This is a genomic window from Mesorhizobium sp. M0802, from assembly GCF_040320115.1.
Classification (GTDB): Bacteria; Pseudomonadota; Alphaproteobacteria; order Rhizobiales; family Rhizobiaceae; genus Mesorhizobium.
In genome coordinates this window covers 1-15665 of sequence record NZ_JAMYOY010000024.1, presented here as the reverse complement: position 1 = coordinate 15665, position 15665 = coordinate 1, and the positions used below count along the sequence as shown (strand labels likewise).

Below are 15665 nucleotides of genomic sequence, written 5' to 3'. Positions count from 1 at the left end.
TAACAAAAGAGGAGAACCGAAATGGCATTCGACCCGAAATCAATTACTGGGCTGAAATCGATCACTGGCCCGAAATCGATCACTGCAAAGACAGCCCGCACCGGGCTTGCCGCGCTTGCAATCGTCCTGTCGTCGACTGTCGCCTTCGCCGCCGACAAGCTGCAATATTTCACTTGGTCCGGCTATGAACTGCCAGACTTCAACAAGAGCTTCCTGACGGCCCATCCCGATGGCGTCGAGGCCTCGATCTTCGGCGACGACGACGATGCCTTCACCAAGGTCAAGGCCGGCTTCCGCCCCGATATCGCCCATCCCTGCTACGACAAGGTGGCGCGCTGGAACAAGGAAGGCCTGCTGCAGCCGATCGATACCAAGCGCATCAAGAACTGGGATTCGATCTTCCCGGTGTTCAAGAACCTGCCCGACATCCAGGCCGGCGACGGCAAGGTCTGGATGGTGCCGTGGGATTGGGGCAACACCTCGATCCTCTACCGCACCGATCTGGTGAAGAACCCGGAAGCGAGCTGGAACCTTCTGTGGGACAAGCAATATGCCGGCCGCATGGCGACCATCGATGCCGTGCATGACACGCCGATCGTTGCAGCACTTCTGGCCGGCGTAAACCCCTTCGATATGACGCCGGAGCAGATGGACAAGGTGGCGGAAAAATTGCGCGAGCAGCGTCCGCTGCTCTCCAACTACACCACCGACATGACCTCGGTCGAACAGGCGCTGGCCAGCGGCCAGCTGGTCGCCGCCATGACCTGGAACGCGTCGGCAACCTCGCTGAAGAAGCAGGGCGTGCCGGTCGAGTTCATGAAGCCGAAGGAGGGCATGCTGACCTGGGCCTGCGGCTTCGTCATGCTCAAGGACGCCAAAAACGTCGACCTCGCCTATGACTTCATCAACAGCCGGCTCGACGCCGACTCGGGTAAGTACCTGATCCAGGCCTACGGCTATGGCAGCTCGCTGAGCACCGCCTTCGCCGGCGTGGCGAAGGACGAACTGGACAAGCTGCAATTGCCGGCGGACCCGGAGGTGATGCTGAAGACCACCATCTTCACCGGCCCGATGAAGCAGAACGACGATGTGGCGAAGATGTTCGAGAAAGTGAAGGCGGGCGGGTGAGGGATCCATCGCCGACGGTTGCGCTGCCCCTCACCTGCCTGCCGGCATCCTCTCCCCGTATAGTGACGGGGAGAGGGGCGCTGTCACCAGCGATTTCGCAAATCGCAAACGTTGCAGAAATGGCGCCGAGTTTGCGACCAGCCGCTTTCTCCCCGTCACTATACGGGGAGAAATGTCCGGCAGGACAATGAGGGCAGCGCCGACGGCAGGTAATTGTGACTAATCTCCTGAAGCCGCGGGTCTTGCCGCCGCGCCAAAGACTGCAACAAGGACCAACTGATGGACATGCTTGAAGCGAAACCAAAGGCCGACGCCGACATTCGCGTCGGCCGGCGCGTGCGGGCGCTGCGGCTGGAGCGCAATTTGTCGTTGGCCGAGCTGGCAGCAAAAGCCGGCGTCTCCATTGGTGCGCTGAGCCAGATCGAGCGCGGCCTGTCTTCGCTGCGCGTCAAGGTGATCTGGCCGCTTGCGGCCGCGCTCGACATCGAGCCTTTGGCGCTGATCACCGACGGCAACGAAGCCGCCAACGATCTCTATTGCGTGCGCGCCGACAAAAGGCGGCAGCTCCCGGTCAAGTCGGAAGGCATCGCCAAGGCGCTGCTGTCGCCGCCGGGCGCGGCGCTGACCGGCCTCTTGGTGACCGTGGAAGCCGATGGCGGCACGGCGGAAGCCTATGCGCATATCGGTCACGAGTTCGGCTATGTCCTGTCGGGCGAGGTCGAACTGGTGGTGGACTCGACAAAATACGTGCTGAAGAGCGGCGACTCCTTTGCCTTCAAGAGCACGCTTCTGCACGCCTTCCGCAATCCCGGCACCGAGCCTTGCCAGATCCTCTGGGTCAACACCACCAAGCCGTCCGAGGTTCGCGATGGCGCCTGATGCGCTGGTACGCCTGGACACGGTCTCGAAGGTTTTCCCCGGCGGCATTGTCGGGCTCGACGCCGTCGATCTCGACATTATCAGCGGCGAGTTCATCACCCTGCTCGGGCCCTCGGGCTGCGGCAAGACCACCAGCCTGCGCGTCATTGCCGGTTTCGAGAGCCCGTCGAGCGGCAAGGTGCTGCTCGATGGTCGCGACATCACCGCGCTCAGGCCGTTCGACCGTCCCGTCAACACCGTGTTCCAGGATTATGCGCTGTTCCCGCATATGAAGGTCGCCGAGAATGTCGGCTTCGGCCTGTCGCTGCGCAAACTGTCCGGCGCCGAGCAGGCAAAGCGCGTCCGCGAAGCCCTCGACATGGTCGGCCTCGCCGACAAGCTCGGCGCCCGCATTTCCGAACTGTCGGGTGGCCAGCGCCAGCGCGTCGCGCTCGCCCGCGCCATAGTCTGCGAGCCGCGCGTTCTGTTGCTCGATGAACCGCTGTCGGCGCTCGATGCGCATCTGCGCGAACAGATGCAGGTCGAACTGAAGCGGCTGCAGTCGCGGCTCGGCACCACCTTCGTCATGGTCACCCACGACCAGACCGAAGCGCTGTCGATCTCCGACCGCATCGTCGTCATGAACAAGGGCCGCATCGAGCAGATCGCGCCGCCGGCTACGCTTTACGACCGGCCGGCGACGAAATTCGTCGCAAGCTTCATCGGCACCATGAACCTCTTGCAATCGCGCTTCATCGGCCGCGACGGCGACCGCCTGCGCTTCGCCGCTGGCGGGCTTTCGCTGGAAGCAACATCTGAAACCGGCGACACACCCGGCGAAGGCACTGAGCGCACCATCGGCGTTCGCCCCGAGGACTTGCTGGCCACCACCGATGCCGCCGCCGGCACCGCGCCGGCGCGCGTCAACTCCATCGTCTTCCACGGCCGCACGCTGCGGCTGCATGCTGAGCTGGGGCAGGGATTGCCGCTGGTGATCGATGCGCCGCGCCAGGCCGAGGGCTTTCAATTCAGCGTCGGCGACGTGGCGCATATCAGCCTGCGCCGTGGTGCCAACTGCCCTATGCTGCCAAGCTGATCCAACCCAATCCCTTCATCGACGGTTGGATTTAACCTGCTGTGAAGATCGCCAAGGTGGAATTAAGTGTGAATTGACTCGCAAAGGAACATATTCCTACTTTGCGGGATGCCCGAACTAAGCACCCGACCGCGCCGAAATGTGCAAACCCTCTGCTTGGCGCATGAAGTCGGGCAGCTAATTCGTGTTCGATGTCGGAACTGCAACATCACTCGACACTATCTGCCTGGCGATCTCGCAAAGCTGGTTGGTGATATCCCCTTTTGGGATGTGGAGCGGCACATGCGGTGCGAGCGCTGCAAAGGTCGTGAGCTCGATGCAGGCATCATTCTGCCAAGCGCTGCTGAACGCCTTAAAATTCGCGTCAGACGTCTTGTCGAAATCCGCATGGTTCGCCGGGTAATCTGGCGAGACGACGATTGAGGAGAGCCGATTTCGGGCTAAAACAGAGACCCTTGGGCCGGGGCCTGTGGTGGGAACTTGATCTGTGTGGCTGGCTTCTCAACGATCACCAACGCGTCGTTGGGCGCCGTCCGCTGCAAATGCCGTGCTTTCGACCATGGCGCCGTCAGCCAAGCCTCGGTTTCCTCCGGCGTGGTGAGGATCACGGGCATAGCCTTCTCATGGATCGGCGCAATGAGAGCATTAGGCTTGGTGGTCATGAAGGCGTATAGCTCGAAGTCGCCGGGACCGTCCTTGACCTTTCGCACGCCCTGCCAAGACGTCCAGAAACCAGCGAAGAAGAACAACGGCCGGCTCTCGCCACGGGCAAACCAGTAATTTCGCTGGATTCCTGTTTCCGGGTCTTTATCGTTCGCCGCAGGGCTGGGCTCGGCAAAGCTGGTCACCGGCACGACACATCTGTGCTCGACCCCCACATATTGCTGCCAGTGCGAATATTGCGGATTGCGAACGTTGGTGGTGCCGTAGTCGGCCTTACCTTTCATGCGCTCGGGCGGCGTTGGCAAACCCCAAAGCAGTTTCGCCAGTTCACGCTCCCCATCCGCCCTGTTGCGAACGACAAGCCCAGGTTGATTGGGATAGACATCAAGCGAAGGTTCGAGGTTGCCGCTGATATCGTGCAATGTGCGGGTCCATTGGCGGACCGCCTCTTGCGTCGTCGTGATGTTGTAGAGGTTGCACATGCACCCAGCATTGCGGAATTGGCTTTTGTCTGCAACCGAAGTCGCTGTCCGACGCCGCCGCAATCGTCGTCACACAGCCGCGCTATATCCATCGTCCTGACACACCGTGTCAGCTGTCGTGCGGGTAAAGGTGGCGGGCCGGCAAGCGCTTCCCTACTTCAAACCAGTCTGAACAGGAGGAACACACATGACCATCGCGGATGTTGCCAAGGATTTCACCGAAATGCTCCAGCAGGGGGATCACCTGGGTGCTGGTGAAAAGTACAATGCCGATGATATCGTCAGCCTCGAAGCCATGGAGGGGCCGATGGCCATCGCCCGTGGCAAGGAGGCTCTCAGGCAAAAGGGCGAATGGTGGCAAGCGAACCACGAAGTCCATGGCGGCTCTGTCGAAGGCCCCTATGTCAACGGCGACCAGTTCGCGGTGCGCTTCAAGTTCGACATAACGCCCCAGGCCACCGGCGAACGGGTCACCATGGACGAGGTTGGCCTGTACACGGTCAAGAACGGCAAGATCACCGAAGAGCGCTTCTACTACTGAGCCCGGGTGCCGTCGGGTTCCGGCGCGCGCTTCGCTGCACGACCCAAAAACCAGGCGGCCGGGACAAAGTCCTGGCCGCAGTGGGAAAAGCTCAAATGGTCTTCACATACTGCGCCAGCTGATCGGCCACCGTGCCCCAGCCGTCGAAGAACCCCATCTCTTCATGATTGTTGCGGGTAGCCTCGTCGCGATGGATGGCCGTTGCCGTGTAGCGCGTGCCCTTGTCATCCGACTGAAGCGAAATGACTGCGGTGATGAAGGGCTCGCCCGAGGGCCGATAGCCCGGCAGCAGCGCATCGGTCCACACCAGCCGCTCGTTCGGCACGATCTCGAGATAGCAGCAATGGCGGTCGTTGACCTCCTTGCCGTCGGGCGATTGCATGCGCGTCCGGAACAGTCCGCCCGGACGAAGGTCGATCTCGCAATCGGTGATCAGCCAGGGCTTGGGCGTGAACCATTGCTTGACATGCTCCGGCACCGTCATCGCGCTCCACAAGAGTTCGCGCGGCGCGTCGAGCTTGCGCTCCAGCACAAGGTCCAGTCTGGGGTCGGGCTTGAAGGGATAGCTCACTTTTCTTGCTCCTTGAGGCTCATCACATAGGCGTCGAATTGATCGAGTCGGCGCTCCCACAGCGTGCGCTGTTCGGCCAGCCAGTTTTCGGCGAGCTGCAGCGGTTCGGGCGCCAGCTGATAGGTCCTGGTGCGGCCGATTTTTTCCGATCGCACCAGACCGCAGCCTTCCAGCACTTTCAGATGCTCGATGAAGGAAGGCAGCGCCATCTCGAAAGGCTGCGCCAACTCGCTGACCGAGGCCGGACTGCGGTTCAACCGCTCGACCACGCGCCGCCGCGTCGGGTCAGCCAGCGCGCGGAAGATGCCGTCGATCGGCGGGAGACTTGTAGTTGGGGCGAGGAGGCTTGGCATGGGCGATCCTGAGGTCTGTCGACGCGGTGCAGGCAGATACTTAGGAAATTTCCTTAGTATTGGCAACCTCTAAAAAAGCGCCGCTAGCGATTGGGAAGCTGGCAAAGCGGGGAGGGCGGTTTTAGGCTGTCTGAGGATTCGACTGTCAGTCAAGGGAAGCGCGTTTTGACGATCACCATGTACGGCATCACCACCTGCGACACGATCCGCAAGGCGCGCACCTGGCTGGAGGGCCATGCTGTGCCCTACCGCTTTCACGACTACCGGGCCGAGGGGATAGAGGCGGGCAGACTGGACGGGTGGGTCGGCAAGGTTGGCTGGGAAAAGCTGCTCAACAAGGGCAGCACCACATTTCGCGAACTGCCGGACAAGGACAAGCAAGGGCTCGACGAGAAGAAGGCCAGGAAGCTGATGCTGGCCAACCCGACGATGATCAAGCGCCCGGTGCTCGAGGTCGGGGATGAGATTTTGGTGGGGTTCAAGCCGGAGGCTTATGAAGGGGTGGTGAAGTAGCGTAGCCTTGCCTCGTCAGCCTATGGCGTAGCAAGGAGCGAAGCGACGCAGCGCAGACCCGAGGATGACGAACGCGTGGAGGGCGATCGCTAATTGTGAAGGCTTTCGCTTGCGGCGTATGCAGCGGTTCGCTGTCTCTCAACCCGTCCCGCGCAAATATCCCGCCAACGCCACCGCATTGTTATGCGCCTCGTCATGCGCGCCATAAAGCAGCGTCACCTTGGCCTTGCCGAGCAAGCCACGCAGTTTCGCCACCGCTTCTCTATTCCCATCCAGTTCGACCGAATACCGCACCTGAAACTCCGCCCATCGCGCCGGCTCATGTCCGAACCACCTCCGCAATTCATCGCTCGGCGCGATCTCCTTCAGCCACAGCGTCAGCGCGGCATCCTCCTTGCTGACGCCGCGCGGCCAGATGCGATCGACCAGCACCCGCTGCCCGTCATCGGGCGCGGGTGCTTCGTAAATTCGCTTGACCGTCAGGTCGAAGGCCATCCGCCCCCTTTACGCCCACTCGCCCTTGCGCATCACCGGCACGCGGCGGCCATCCTTATGCACGCCGTCTATGTCGATCTTGTCCGAGCCGATCATCCAGTCGATGTGGATAAAACTCTTGTTGCCGCCGCGCTGGGCGATTTCGTCCTGGCTGAGCGAGGCGCCGTCGACGAAGCATTTTGAATAGCACTGCCCGAGCGCGATGTGGCAGGCGGCGTTCTCGTCGAACAGCGTGTTGAAGAACAGCAGGCCGCTGGCCGAGATCGGCGAGGAATGCGGCACCAGCGCCACCTCGCCGAGCCGGCGCGAACCCTCGTCGGTGTCGAGCACTCTCTTCAGCACGTCCTCGCCCTTCGAAGCCTTGGCCTCGACGATCCTGCCCTCTTCGAAACGCACCGAGATATCGTCGATCAGCGTGCCCTGGTAGGACAGCGGCTTGGTCGAGGATACACGGCCGGAGACGCGCCGTGCATGCGGCGTGGTGAAGACCTCCTCGGTCGGGATGTTCGGATTGCAGGTGACGCCGTTCTTGGCAGTCGAGGCGCCGCCCATCCATTCATGGCCATCGGCCAGCCCGACGGTGAGGTCGGTGCCCGGGCCGCTGAAATGCAGATCATGGAAATTGTGCTCGTTCAGCCACTTTGTGCGGCCGCGCAGCGCTGCATTGTGCGCCGTCCAGTTTGCGATCGGGTCTTCCACATCGACCCGTGATGCCGAAAAGATCGCATCGGCGAGCTTCACCACGGCGACATCGTCGGCATCGCCGGGGAAGACCTGTTTTGCCCAGGCGAGATCCGGGTAGGCGACGATGTTCCAGTTGATGTCGAAGCCGGTGATCTTTTCCAGCGCCGGCTGGTAGGCCATCGAGTTCGCCTTGTTGGCGCGCGCCACTTTCGCCGGGTCCTGCGCCGACAACAGCGACGGGTCCTCGCCGCGCACGGCAAGCCGCGCCGCATTGTTGGAAAAGGCCTTCGCCATGCCTTCATACATCCAGCCGGCGGCGCGGTCGAAGCCGGCATCCGCGCCGTAGCGGAAGCGCGCCAGCGTGATCTCGTCATCGTTGAAGATCGGCGTCACCAGGCCGGCGCCCGCTTTATAAGCGTGCTCAACGATGCGCCTGGTCAGCGGCAGTGCGGCGATCGACGAGGTCAGCACCAGATCCTGCCCCGGCTGCAATTGCAGCCCGACCTTGATGGCGACTTCCGCCAGCCTGTCGAGCTTCACCGGGTCGATCGTTGCGGAAACGCCGCGCGAATGTGTGGTCATGATCCTGCCTGCCTTGGTCCGGGAGTGAGAGTTCCAACATAGGCCGGCGCGGCTGTCCTTTCCAGCACCGTCGCGACGGACAGCCCTAGGCAGCGCTTTCCAGCGCGCTAAACTGCGCCACGGTCGCCGCGATTTCCTCGCGGATCCAGATCTTGAAATCGCGCACCTTGCGGCTTTCGGTCTTGGTCGCCGAGGTCACCAGCCAGTAGCCGAGGCCGCTCTGCGCCCGCACGCCGAAAGGCGCGACGAGGCGGCCGTCGGCCAGCGCATCGGCGGCCAGCAATTGCCAGCCGAGCATGACGCCATGGCCGGCGATCGCCGATTCCAGGCACAGCATCGGGTCGGTGAAGCGCGCGCCCTTGCGGAAGCTGACCGGCTCGGCCCCGGCAGCCTTGAACCAGCTCTCCCAGTTGATCATCGCCCGTTCGTCGGTGATGGCGCAGGTCTGCGCCAGGTCTTCGATCGACTTCAGTTTCTTGGCGATCACCGGCGCGCAGACCGGAAAGACTTCCTGCGCCAACAAAAGTTCCGCCCGGCCGCCCGGCCATTTGCCGTCGCCAAGCCGGATGGCGATGTCGATGTCGGAGCGCTCGAGATCGGCCAGCCGCACCGAGGCGTCGATGCGCAGCAGCACGTTGGGATGGCGGTCGAAATGCCGCGACAATCGCGGCAGCAGCCATTTCGAAGCGAAGGCCGGCGCCACCGAAACCACCAGCGTGCACTGGCTTGCCTCGTCCGCCAGCGCCACCGCTTGCGCCAGCTCGCGAAAACCGGCGCCAAGCCGGGCGGAAAAAACCGTGCCGAACTCGGTCAGCACCAGCCCGCTCGCCGTTCGTTCGAACAGCGCCTGTCCAAGCTGCTTTTCGGTGCGGTTGATCTGCTGGCTGACGGCGCTGACGGAGACGTTGAGCTCGCCGGCAGCGGCCGCCAGCGAGCCGAGGCGGGCGACGGTTTCGACGGCGCGCAGGCCGTTGAGATGGACGCGGTTCAGCATAGCCATTCCAGTTTTTCTAAACCGGCGCGGCCGAAATCTCAATTGAAAGACGGCGAGACAGGGCAGATTCTAGCGAAGACAACCAGACCGAGGAGGCGAGGATGGTGACGATCGTATCATTGCTCAAAGTCTTTGCCGCCGGCTACACGCGGCGGCGCCATGACGGGGATGTCCTCAATTGGGTGACCGATCCGCTGTCGCATCCCGTGCTCGACACCATGTCGGAGCGCGAACTCGGCGACATGCCGTTTCGCCTGACGGCGCGCCGCACCGCCTACGAGACCGGCGCAATCGGCTGTGGTTGAGATTCTTAGACATTAGTCGCGAGCCACTGGCCCAACACAAAGCGGATTGTTTCGGCGGCCGCCAAATCTATTGTGCGCTGCAATGAACGCTGCGCCATCACCCTTGCGTCTAGCCGTAGCCGGCATGATCGCCATGGCCGTTGCCATGGGCATTGGCCGCTTCGTCTACACCCCGATCCTGCCCGGCATGATGGAGGAACTGCATCTGTCGCCGGCCGATGCCGGCTGGATCGCTTCGGCCAACTATCTCGGCTACCTCGCCGGCGCGCTTGCGGCGGCCGGCGGCTGGGCGCATGGGCGCGAGCGGCTGCTGATGTTTGGCGGCCTTGCCGCAAGTGCTGCGCTCGCCGGCCTGATGGGGCTGAGCGAGACGATGACCGCCTTTGTCGTCATCCGCTTCCTTGCCGGCCTGGCCAGTGCCTTCGTCATGGTGTTCATGGCCTCGATCGTCTTTGGTCATTTGGCAGCCGCCAACAGAAGCGACCTGCAGGCGCTGCATTTCGGCGGCGTCGGTCTCGGCATCGCGGCATCCTCGGCGCTGATGGCGGTTCTGGTCACCGAACATGCCGGCTGGGCGTCGGGCTGGCTGTGGTCGGCGGCGATTTCCGCCGGCGGCCTTACGCTTGTCGCCTGGCTTGCCGGCGGCACCGCGCCCGCTACCGGCCTGGCCGGGCGCGAACCGGCGCTGCCCAAGGACCGGTCGCTGATAAAAGTTATCGTTGCCTACGGCCTGTTCGGCTTCGGCTACGTGGTGACGGCGACGTTCCTCGTTGCCATCGTGCGCCAGGGCGGCGACGGCCGCGTCTTCGAGGCGACCGTCTGGATGGTCACCGGCCTTGCCGGCTTCCCCTCGGTGTGGCTGTGGCAGAAGGTAGCGGCACGGATCGGGCTTTATGCCGCCTATGCCTTGGGCTGCCTGGTCGAAGTGGTCGGCGTCACCGCCAGCGTCGCCATGGGCGGCGCCGCCGGCCCGTTGCTCGCGGGCGTCCTGCTCGGCGGCACCTTCATCGCCGTTACAGCACTCGGCCTGCAGACCGCCAGGCAGCTCGTGCCGCAGGCGCCGCGCCGGATCTTCGCCATGATGACCGCCGCCTTCGGCATCGGCCAGATCGTCGGCCCTGTCGTCGCCGGCCTGCTGGCGCAAGCCTCGGGCAACTTCTTCCTCGCCTCGATCGTCGCTGCTGGCGTATTGCTGGTATCTGCTGGGATCACCTGGTCGGCCGCGCCAAAATCGCCATGATTGTGGTCTTGCTCGATGCCGGGCATCGGGTACGGGCATTTGCTTTCCACCTAATGTGTGACTTTATGCCCGCCGAACCCCGCTGATTTGCGCACCGACCGAGGATTTCACCACAGTGTTCGTATCCTTCTTCCCGCAGCCGAAGCTGTTTTTCATCTCGGCCGTCGTCTGGACTGCGGTTCTCGTGGCAGCCTGGTTCCTCGGTGCTGACCAGCTTGGCGCGTTTCTCGGCTTGCCTCCGGCTCTTGCCGACGCGCCGCCCATCATAGGCGTCTCGGTGTTCTGGTCGCCTCCGTTCCTCTGGTTCTACATCTACTATGCGCTTGGCGTTTTGATATTCTATGGCTTCTGGCACTGGTATTCTCCGCACCCGTGGGACCAATGGTCTATCCTCGGCAGTTCGCTGCTCCTGTTCACGACCTACTTTCAGGTGCAGGTAAGCGTGGCGATCAACGCATGGTATGGACCATTTTGGGACCTCATTCAGGGCATCGTTAGCAAAACGGTCAAGGCAACCGAGGCTGATCTTTACGCTCAAATAATCACTTTCCTCGGTATCGCTCTTGTCGCGGTTACCGTGTTCGTTTTGACAAACTTCTTCGTCAGCCACTGGGTGTTTCGCTGGCGCACTGCGATGAACAACTACTACATGTCCTATTGGCCGAAGCTGCGCCATATTGAGGGCGCTGCACAGCGTGTGCAGGAAGACACGATGCGGTTTTCCAAGATAATGGAAGACCTTGGCACTAGCTTCGTTGATTCCATCATGACGCTTATCGCTTTCATGCCGATCCTGCTCAGTTATTCTAAGCATGTCACAGAGTTGCCATTGATCGGTCATGTTCCTCAGCCGCTGGTTTTGGCTGCGATCTTCTGGGCAGTCTTCGGTACAGTCATCATTGCGACCGCAGGCATCAAGCTTCCTGGCTTGCAGTTTCGTAACCAGCGCGTCGAGGCAGCATATCGCAAGGAACTCGTCTACGGTGAGGACGATCCGGCCCGGGCGCAGCCGCAGACCGTCGCGGAGCTGTTTGCGAGTGTGCGGCAAAACTACTTTCGCCTGTATTTCCACTATGTGTATTTCAACGTGGTCCGCTATCTTTATCTTCAGACCAACAACGTCTTCTCCTACTTCCTGATGGTGCCTTCCATGATCGCTGGAACGCTGACGCTGGGTCTCATCAACCAGGTCAGTTCAGCCTTCAGTCAGGTAACCAACTCATTCCAGTATCTCGTCAATTCTTGGTCGACGATTGTCGAGCTTCTGTCAGTTCACAAGCGCCTTCGCGCCTTCGAGGCGACGATTCGCGGCGAGCCGCTGCCCGACATTGACCGCCACTTCATGGAGCGTCAGGAACAGGCAAAGGAACCCGACCCGGCTTGATCCTATTTGCACAGACGGTTGGCGGCTCAGCCGTCCACCGCCGCCTGCCTCTCGCTACCACGCTGCCTCTGCACATAATCGCGAAAGCTGATGCATTCGACGTCGGCTTTCACGCACGTCTCGTCGGCAAAGCGCTCCAGCGCGTTCCAGTAGGCGCCGTCATTCATCAGCGTGAAATGGAAGCTCAGCACCAGCGGGATGCGCTTGCCCTGATATTGCTTGTCGAAGGCGGCGCGGAACGCCTGGTAGGTCCGATCGCTGAACTCGGCTGCCTGGCTCGGCCGCTCGAAACCGCCGGAATGCCTGACATAGAGATTGTAGTCCATGGCGATCACCGGCCTTGAACTCGGGCCTTCCGGGATCTGTGGCAGCGAAAAGCGGGTCAAGCCGCCGCCGGTCGGCGGCTCGACCGGGCCGTTCGAGACGCCGCTGGCGTCATAGTGGTAGCCGGCTTCAGGCAGGGCCTCGTAGAGCCCTTTGCTGGTCGACAGATAGGGCGCGCGAAAGCCGACCACGGCATGGGCAATAGCGCGCCAGCCTGCGGGCTCGGGCGCAATGCCGTTGATCGTATAGGCGTTCTCCAGAATGCGCCCGAACGAGGCGAATTCCTTCAGCCAGTCGGCCTTGCTCCAGTCCTTGCCGTCGAAATGGCCGCAGCCATGGCTGGCAATGTCATGGCCCTCCGCAGCGGCAAGCCCGATCTGGTCGAGTCGGTCCGCGACTTCCTGCTTCGAGACGGCAAAGCCGATGTTGGATTTGCCCGCGGACCTGGCCGGCGCGGTGTATTCGGCGCGTGTCTGCTGCGACAGCAGGAACACGCAGGAAAGGAAGTAGGTAAAATGCGCGCCGGTGCGCTTGGCTAGCGCCCGGCTGCGCTGCCATTGCGATATCTCACGGGCGCTGTCGAACGAGATGATGACGATCTGCTTCGGCTTTGCCGGGGATGGCGCCGCCGGCGGGTCGGCGAAAGCCGCACCAGCCATGGCAAACACGGCTGAGGAAAACGCAACAACGCGGGACAAACGTGGCATCGGCAATCTGGGCTTGATCGGAGGCAGTCCAAGCCGGCTATCGGCAAAATGTGGCGTGGGTGCGATCAAAGTCGGCAGCTATGCGCCCGGCGATTAGCCGATTTTCCTGCCCAGCCCCTTCCATGCCCGCGAAATTTCGCTAAAACGCGGGCTCAAGAAGCGCCCCTGTTGGGGCAGCAATGGTTTTGATTGATGTCCGACGACAGTTTTATCCGCGAAGTCAACGACGAGATGCGCCGCGAAAAGGCGCAGGCGCTGTGGGATCGTTTCGGTCCGGCGCTGCTTGGCCTTGCTATCCTGGTGGTGCTCGGCACCGCTGCCTTCGTCGGCTACCGCTATTGGGATGAGACCCGCGCCAACCGCTCGGGCGATGCCTTCTCGCAGGCGCTGAAGCTTGCCAATGACGGCAAGAGCGACGAGGCGCTGACAGCGCTCGAACAGCTGGAAAAGGATGGCTACGGCGCCTATCCACTGCTCGCCCGTATGCGCGCCGCAACCGTCAAGGCCGACAAGGGCGACTTTGCCGCCGCCGTTACGGATTTCGATGGCGTCGCCGCCGACACCGCCATTCCGCAGGGCATTCGCGACATGGCGCGCCTGCGGGCAGCCCTGCTGCTCGTCGACCACGGCTCCGTCGCCGATGTCTCCAGCCGCGTCGAGGCGCTGACCGCCGACAACAACACGCTGCGCCACACGGCGCGCGAAGCGCTCGGCCTTGCCGCCTGGAAGGAAGGCAAGACCCAGGATGCGCTGAAGCTGTTCGACCAGATCGCCGCCGATGACGGCGCCCCGCGCAATGCGCGCCAGCGGGCGACGCTGATGTCCGAACTGATCCGCGGCTCGGGCGCGTCATGATACGCATCGCCCAAAATGCGCTGCGGTTTTGGGCGATGGATGACGGATTGTAGGGCCGGATGAGCTTCAAAGTCGCCATTATCGGCCGTCCCAACGTCGGCAAATCGACGCTTTTCAACCGGCTGGTGGGACGGAAGCTGGCGCTTGTCGACGACACGCCGGGCGTCACCCGCGACCGTCGCGTCCACGCGGCAAAACTCTACGATTTGCATTTCGATGTCATCGACACCGCCGGCTTCGAGGACGCCGCCGCTTCGACGCTGCCCGGCCGCATGCGCGCGCAGACCGAGATCGCCATCCGCGAGGCCGACCTGATCTTCTTCACCATCGACGCCAAGTCCGGCCTGCTGCCCGACGACCGCACCTTTGCCGAGATCGTGCGCAAGTCCGGCAAGCCGGTCGTGCTGGTCGCCAACAAGGCCGAGGCCAAGGGCGCCCAGGGCGGCATGCTGGAAGCCTGGGAACTGGGCTTGGGCGAGCCGATCCCAGTCTCGGCCGAGCATGGCCAGGGCATGCCCGATCTGCGCGACGCGGTGATCGAGGCGCTGGGCAAAGACCGCGCCTTCGGCGAGGAAGAAGACGAGGCCGAGGACATCGCCGCCAGCGAGGTGCTGATCGGCGAGGACATCACCGATCCCGACGCCGAACCCCCCTATGACGACACCAAGCCGATGCGCATTGCCGTCGTCGGCCGGCCCAATGCCGGCAAGTCGACGCTGATCAACGCGCTGATCGGCGAGGAGCGGCTGTTGACCGGCCCGGAAGCCGGCATCACCCGCGATTCCATCTCGGTCGACTGGGACTGGCATGGCCGCCGGATGAAACTGTTCGACACCGCCGGCATGCGCCGCAAGGCCAGGATCCATGAAAAGCTGGAAGTGATGTCGGTGCAGGACGGCCTGCGCGCCATCCGCTTTGCCGAGATCGTCATCATCGTGCTCGACGCCACCATCCCGTTCGAGAAGCAGGATCTGCAGATCGCCGACCTGATCATCCGCGAGGGCAGGGCGCCGGTCATTGCCTTCAACAAATGGGACCTGATCGACAATCCGCAGGAACTGCTGGCCGAGTTGCGCGAAAAGACCACACGGCTTTTGCCGCAGGTGCGCGGCATCCAGGCGGTGACCGTTTCGGCCGAGACCGGGCGCAGCCTCGACAAGCTGATGGATGCCGTCATCAAGACGCACAAGGTGTGGAACAGCCGCGTTTCCACCGGCAAGCTCAACCGTTGGCTGGAAAGCATTCTGGCGCATCACCCGCCACCCGCCGTCGCCGGCCGCCGGCTCAAGGTAAAATACGTCACCCAGGCCAAGACCCGGCCGCCGGGTTTCGTCGTCCAGTGCTCGCGGCCCGACGCGATGCCGCAATCCTATGTCCGCTACCTCTCCAACAGCCTGCGCGAAGCCTTCGACATGCCCGGCGTGCCGATTAGGATAGCGCTGCGGACTTCGGACAACCCGTTCGCGGGGAGAGCGAACAAGCGCAAGTGAGCGCAAATAAGCTTCAGGCTGGCGGGACAGCACCCCCCTCTGCCCTGCCGGGCATCTCCCCCGCAAGGGGGGAGATCAGTCGTTTCGTCCTTGGAGCCTCTCTTGCCGTGTTGAAAATTGGCGAAAGCATTCGCGAGATCCAATCTCCCCCCTTGAGGGCATAGGCGCTAAGATAGCTTTGTCATGGACTGAAACTTGCGCTTTCGTGGTGGTTCGCGCCAGCGATATCGCAAGGCATGGAGATTTTGACGCAGGGCCGCCAAGGAAGGTTGAGTAAAGATGGTCGCGATCAGAGAGGCGACGATCTGGCGGGTTGCGCGCCACAGCAGCGGGCGCCCGTCGCTCAAGGGGGAGAGACACCCAACTCCTGCGAGAGGGGTTCGGTCACAAGCGCGATGAG

The 15665-nt window shown here is 62.6% G+C and carries 17 protein-coding genes; 10 read left to right on the top strand and 7 right to left on the bottom strand.

Going from position 1 to position 15665, the window contains the following annotated elements; all coding sequences use genetic code 11:
* Positions 1–21: 21 nt before the first annotated feature.
* From NKI10_RS26690 to NKI10_RS26680, 3 genes are all read left to right on the top strand, one after another.
* Positions 22–1128, top strand: a complete 1107-nt coding sequence (locus NKI10_RS26690; protein WP_023668506.1) for an ABC transporter substrate-binding protein — start codon at positions 22–24, stop codon at positions 1126–1128.
* Between the two features lie 279 nt (positions 1129–1407).
* Positions 1408–2007, top strand: coding sequence for a helix-turn-helix domain-containing protein (locus NKI10_RS26685; RefSeq protein ID WP_023668505.1), 600 nt, complete (start codon positions 1408–1410; stop codon positions 2005–2007).
* Entirely contained in the window at positions 1997–3082 is a 1086-nt protein-coding gene (locus tag NKI10_RS26680; protein WP_352862312.1) for an ABC transporter ATP-binding protein, read from the top strand. The genes NKI10_RS26685 and NKI10_RS26680 overlap by 11 nt, the downstream gene beginning before the upstream one ends.
* A 440-nt stretch (positions 3083–3522) precedes the next feature.
* Here NKI10_RS26680 and NKI10_RS26675 read toward each other — a convergent pair whose 3' ends face one another.
* Positions 3523–4227: an SOS response-associated peptidase gene (locus tag NKI10_RS26675; RefSeq protein WP_023668503.1), complete on the bottom strand. Its 705-nt coding sequence runs from the start codon at positions 4225–4227 to the stop codon at positions 3523–3525.
* 187 nt (positions 4228–4414) lie between these two features.
* Between NKI10_RS26675 and NKI10_RS26670 the strand changes: the two genes are divergently transcribed.
* On the top strand, positions 4415–4768 hold the full coding sequence (locus NKI10_RS26670; RefSeq protein ID WP_023754069.1) for a nuclear transport factor 2 family protein: 354 nt from the start codon (positions 4415–4417) through the stop codon (positions 4766–4768).
* Positions 4769–4859: 91 nt separating this feature from the next.
* On the opposite strand, the gene NKI10_RS26665 is transcribed toward NKI10_RS26670, so the two are convergent.
* Together NKI10_RS26665 and NKI10_RS26660 are read right to left on the bottom strand one after the other, a co-directional pair.
* Entirely contained in the window at positions 4860–5339 is a 480-nt protein-coding gene (locus tag NKI10_RS26665) for an SRPBCC family protein (protein ID WP_023668501.1), read from the bottom strand.
* On the bottom strand, positions 5336–5692 hold the full coding sequence (locus NKI10_RS26660; RefSeq protein ID WP_023668500.1) for an ArsR/SmtB family transcription factor: 357 nt from the start codon (positions 5690–5692) through the stop codon (positions 5336–5338). Before NKI10_RS26660 ends, NKI10_RS26665 begins: the two co-directional genes overlap by 4 nt.
* A 165-nt stretch (positions 5693–5857) precedes the next feature.
* Between NKI10_RS26660 and NKI10_RS26655 the strand changes: the two genes are divergently transcribed.
* Positions 5858–6205 (top strand): ArsC family reductase, encoded by a 348-nt coding sequence (locus tag NKI10_RS26655; RefSeq protein WP_023709906.1) that lies wholly within the window; start codon positions 5858–5860, stop codon positions 6203–6205.
* A 138-nt stretch (positions 6206–6343) separates the two neighbouring features.
* On the opposite strand, the gene NKI10_RS26650 is transcribed toward NKI10_RS26655, so the two are convergent.
* From NKI10_RS26650 to NKI10_RS26640, 3 genes are all read right to left on the bottom strand, one after another.
* The gene (locus NKI10_RS26650) at positions 6344–6700 is read right to left on the bottom strand and encodes a DUF488 domain-containing protein (protein ID WP_023668498.1); all 357 of its coding nucleotides are present in this window, start codon (positions 6698–6700) and stop codon (positions 6344–6346) included.
* Positions 6701–6709: 9 nt separating this feature from the next.
* The gene (locus NKI10_RS26645) at positions 6710–7966 is read right to left on the bottom strand and encodes an aminopeptidase (protein WP_352862311.1); all 1257 of its coding nucleotides are present in this window, start codon (positions 7964–7966) and stop codon (positions 6710–6712) included.
* An 85-nt stretch (positions 7967–8051) separates the two neighbouring features.
* The gene (locus NKI10_RS26640; RefSeq protein WP_023687096.1) at positions 8052–8966 is read right to left on the bottom strand and encodes a LysR substrate-binding domain-containing protein; all 915 of its coding nucleotides are present in this window, start codon (positions 8964–8966) and stop codon (positions 8052–8054) included.
* 95 nt (positions 8967–9061) lie between these two features.
* On the opposite strand from NKI10_RS26640, the gene NKI10_RS26635 reads away from it, so the two are divergent.
* The 3 genes from NKI10_RS26635 (at position 9062) to sbmA (ending at position 11889) form a co-directional block, all read left to right on the top strand.
* A complete protein-coding gene (locus tag NKI10_RS26635) occupies positions 9062–9265 on the top strand; it encodes a hypothetical protein (RefSeq protein ID WP_023692120.1) in 204 nt (67 codons plus the stop codon).
* Positions 9266–9347: 82 nt separating this feature from the next.
* Positions 9348–10505, top strand: a complete 1158-nt coding sequence (locus tag NKI10_RS26630; RefSeq protein WP_352862310.1) for a YbfB/YjiJ family MFS transporter — start codon at positions 9348–9350, stop codon at positions 10503–10505.
* A gap of 115 nt (positions 10506–10620) precedes the next feature.
* A complete protein-coding gene (gene sbmA, locus NKI10_RS26625; RefSeq protein ID WP_023687099.1) occupies positions 10621–11889 on the top strand; it encodes a peptide antibiotic transporter SbmA in 1269 nt (422 codons plus the stop codon).
* 26 nt (positions 11890–11915) lie between these two features.
* On the opposite strand, the gene NKI10_RS26620 is transcribed toward sbmA, so the two are convergent.
* The gene (locus NKI10_RS26620) at positions 11916–12920 is read right to left on the bottom strand and encodes a polysaccharide deacetylase family protein (protein ID WP_352862309.1); all 1005 of its coding nucleotides are present in this window, start codon (positions 12918–12920) and stop codon (positions 11916–11918) included.
* 192 nt (positions 12921–13112) lie between these two features.
* Between NKI10_RS26620 and NKI10_RS26615 the strand changes: the two genes are divergently transcribed.
* Together NKI10_RS26615 and der are read left to right on the top strand one after the other, a co-directional pair.
* Entirely contained in the window at positions 13113–13775 is a 663-nt protein-coding gene (locus tag NKI10_RS26615; RefSeq protein WP_023692117.1) for a tetratricopeptide repeat protein, read from the top strand.
* 59 nt (positions 13776–13834) lie between these two features.
* A complete protein-coding gene (der, locus tag NKI10_RS26610; RefSeq protein WP_352862308.1) occupies positions 13835–15265 on the top strand; it encodes a ribosome biogenesis GTPase Der in 1431 nt (476 codons plus the stop codon).
* Positions 15266–15665: the final 400 nt, after the last annotated feature.